The following is a 2,854-nucleotide window of genomic DNA, read 5'->3' on the forward strand; positions in this document are numbered from 1 at the left end:
CGCGTAGGTCTGGATGATCGGATCGCACAGCGGTCCTGAGGCGCAGGCCTCGAGCTGTTCGGCGCTGAGTTGTTTGTCGACGGTGTAGACCTGGATCGTGCGCACACCCTCGATGCTCAGGCCCAGATCCTCGATGATCCGCCGTCCGATCTTGCGGCCGACCGCGTCGTCCATCTGTTCAAGGAGTGCGACTTCGATCCTGTGCGCCATGGGTGCTCCGAGACAATAATTACAATGGTTGGACGATGGGCAGTTTACTCAAACCTCAGGCGAGCGGCAAGTATTCGAACGGGAGTTGACACTACTATCCGCCACATTTAAAGCACCTGCGATGGGCCGGATTAATTTCTTTTCAGGTAGGCAGGGAGGGTAACGAGAACCCGCCGGATGAGGCGGATCAAATCCACGGGACTCCGTAGTTGTCCGACAAGTTCGAAAAACCGTCTTACAATTAATTTGCGGCGCAACACGACTGAATAGCGTTTGATCGCACCTAGATCGAACTCGCGATTTTCAAAGTGAGGAACATGGCGATTGCTATTGAAAATATCGCCCCGATCAGTCTCGTAATAGGTGTTCCAGCTAAATCCAGGGGGAAGGACATTGCCGTTTTCCTTGGCGATGACTTCCAATTCCGTTCCGGGATAGACCAGCGTGCTGACGCCCAGGGAGAGCTTGTTTACCACTGTTCCTCTTAAGATCGATTCGATCTCGTTGATGAACAGCGAAGATTTCAGCATGTCCTCCTTGGTCAGGCCAGGCAGGCTGTTCATCAGAAACAGGCTCACGTGCTCAAATTCGAGTCGCTTGGTGATTTTTATTGCGCTACGGATCTGCTCGGTGGTGATTCCCTTGCGGATGATCTTCAAAATGCGATCCGAGCCGCTTTCAATGCCGTATCCCAGGGCGACGCAACCCGCGCGTTTCATAAGAGACAACGTCTCGTAGCTGATGTTGTTGATCCGTAGGCTGCAATACCAGCGGATACTAAGCTCGCGTCTCAAAATCTCCTCGCAGATCGCTCGAACGTGTTCGGTATGGGCTGTGAAGGAATCGTCCTGAAAGTTCAATCCAGGGAAACCATAGTCGCGTTGCAGGCGTTCGATTTCGTCGACGAAGCGTCCGACGCTACGATGACGCAGCCGTCGGTTGAGGGAATTGGAGCAGAACACGCAGCGGTAAGGACAGCCGCGAGTACTGATCACTCCCACGGCCCTAGTTTTTTCTTCTACTGACAATGTTCCCTGATATTGATCCATCTCGAACAGACCCCAATCGATGTCAGGCAATCCGTCGAGATCTTCGACCAATCCGCGCGGCGGATTACTGATCACCGCTTTGGATCGATCACGGAACGCACAGCCGTCAATTCCCGCGAAGCCGTGTGGATCTTGATGCTCGCGGAATCTGTGCAGGGCCTCGAGGGTCGTCAATTCCCCCTCACCGACAACAACCAGATCCAGACTGGAGATGTTCTCCAGTGCGTCCACGGCGCTGTAGCTGAAATGGGGTCCGCCGGAAAAGAGCAGCGCGTTTCCGAGCCGAGCCTTCAAGGTTTGAATCAGTTCGATGGCGTTGAAGCGATCTTCGGTAGTGGTGGTCAAACCCACGGCCCAAGGTTTGAGATCCTCGGTCTCGCGCATGATCTGGGCCATCGTCCGATCCTTTATCTGGCCGTCGATCACGTGAACGTCAAGTCCCTCGGCAGCCAAATACGAGGCGATCGATCCCAGGCCAAGCTGTGGCTGTGAACGCTTATTGGGACGTCGTTTGTATAGCGGGGGCTGTATTAGGACTACGTCCATTCAAGCTCCTCGTTAATCAGATTCACGGTTGCTGCATTGAGTGATTCGAACAATTTCTAGTCGCTCGCGCGGCAGCTGGCCCAGATTTCGCCCCAGCGCACCTGAGACTCGACGATAGTAAGGCCAGCGGCCGCAAGCTCCTGCTCGAAGCTCGAGACGGTGTATTCGGTGAAGTGCGTCAGGTCCAGGCGCCATTCCAGGCCCAGCTCGTGCTTGACCGGCACCATCCACTCGCGCTCGTACAGCGGCACGCGCAGCAGGAAGCAACGGGTTCCCGTGATCTCGTGCAGCCGTTTGAGCAGTTCCACGCGCTGCTCGATGTGTTCCAGAACATTGGAGAGCACCACGACGTCCACGGTCGCGTCGGGCCGATAGCTCAAGGCATCGGCGAGCACGTATCGCACCCGTTGGTGTGCATATCGCGACCGCGCAAGATCGATGTTCCTTTGCGAGATATCAATGGCGATTACCGTGGCTTTGGCGCGCTGGGCGATTTCGAACGCCAGCTTGCCGTTGCCGCAGCCCACGTCGAGGACCGTCTGCCCCTCATCGATCCGTTCGACAAAGAAGTCGTGATACCTGATGTGCTTGTGCTTGGGATGCAGGCCATCGTAGGCAACGACTGCGGTGCTGCCGATGCGCCGGTACAGCTCGTTGTCGATCTGCAGCAAGAGCCTGAGGAACTTGCGCGGCGCCAGCAGGCGTGAGGCAAGGTTGAGCAACCGGCGAAACGCAGTCAGCAGCATGCGCTGAATCAGGGTAAAGCGCTTATTAGCGGTGGACATCGTCGCCCCCGTGTTCAACAGCAGAGCAGCTCGACGATCCGGCGCGCGAAATTTGCCGCCAGTTCAATGTCATCCAGGCTGATCCGTTCGTCGATTCCGTGGGCGCGCGAGGTCAGGTCGGTGACCTGCTTGCGCGGCATGACCGGCGCGAAGCCGTAGATCGGAATCCCGCGCTCGATCAGGAAACGCGCGTCAGTGCTTGCCGGCAGCATGTACGGCACGACCTGGGACAGCGGGTCGAGCTCGCGCATGGTCTGGCTGATC

Annotated in this window: 4 protein-coding genes; all 4 read right to left on the bottom strand. The window is 56.8% G+C overall.

Going from position 1 to position 2,854, the window contains the following annotated elements:
- Positions 1 to 210, bottom strand: a 210-nt coding sequence (locus P9M14_05755; protein ID MDP8255235.1) for a phosphoribosylformylglycinamidine synthase subunit PurS, incomplete at its 3' end; no start/stop codon positions are given.
- A 131-nt stretch (positions 211 to 341) separates the two neighbouring features.
- Complete coding sequence (locus tag P9M14_05760) at positions 342 to 1,805, bottom strand: radical SAM protein (GenBank protein ID MDP8255236.1); 1,464 nt, start codon at positions 1,803 to 1,805, stop codon at positions 342 to 344.
- 56 nt (positions 1,806 to 1,861) lie between these two features.
- Entirely contained in the window at positions 1,862 to 2,590 is a 729-nt protein-coding gene (locus tag P9M14_05765) for a class I SAM-dependent methyltransferase (protein ID MDP8255237.1), read from the bottom strand.
- A gap of 14 nt (positions 2,591 to 2,604) precedes the next feature.
- A partial coding sequence (locus P9M14_05770) for a M20/M25/M40 family metallo-hydrolase (protein MDP8255238.1) occupies positions 2,605 to 2,854 on the bottom strand: 250 nt, incomplete at its 5' end.

Origin of the sequence: Candidatus Alcyoniella australis, from assembly GCA_030765605.1 — a bacterium.
GTDB classification, from domain to species: domain Bacteria; phylum Lernaellota; class Lernaellaia; order JAVCCG01; family Alcyoniellaceae; genus Alcyoniella; species Alcyoniella australis.

Coding starts and splice junctions, on each gene's coding strand:
- P9M14_05760 (MDP8255236.1), bottom strand. CDS start 1,805: ATGGACGTAGTCCTAATACAGCCCCCGCTATACAAACGACGTCCCAAT.
- P9M14_05765 (MDP8255237.1), bottom strand. CDS start 2,590: ATGTCCACCGCTAATAAGCGCTTTACCCTGATTCAGCGCATGCTGCTG.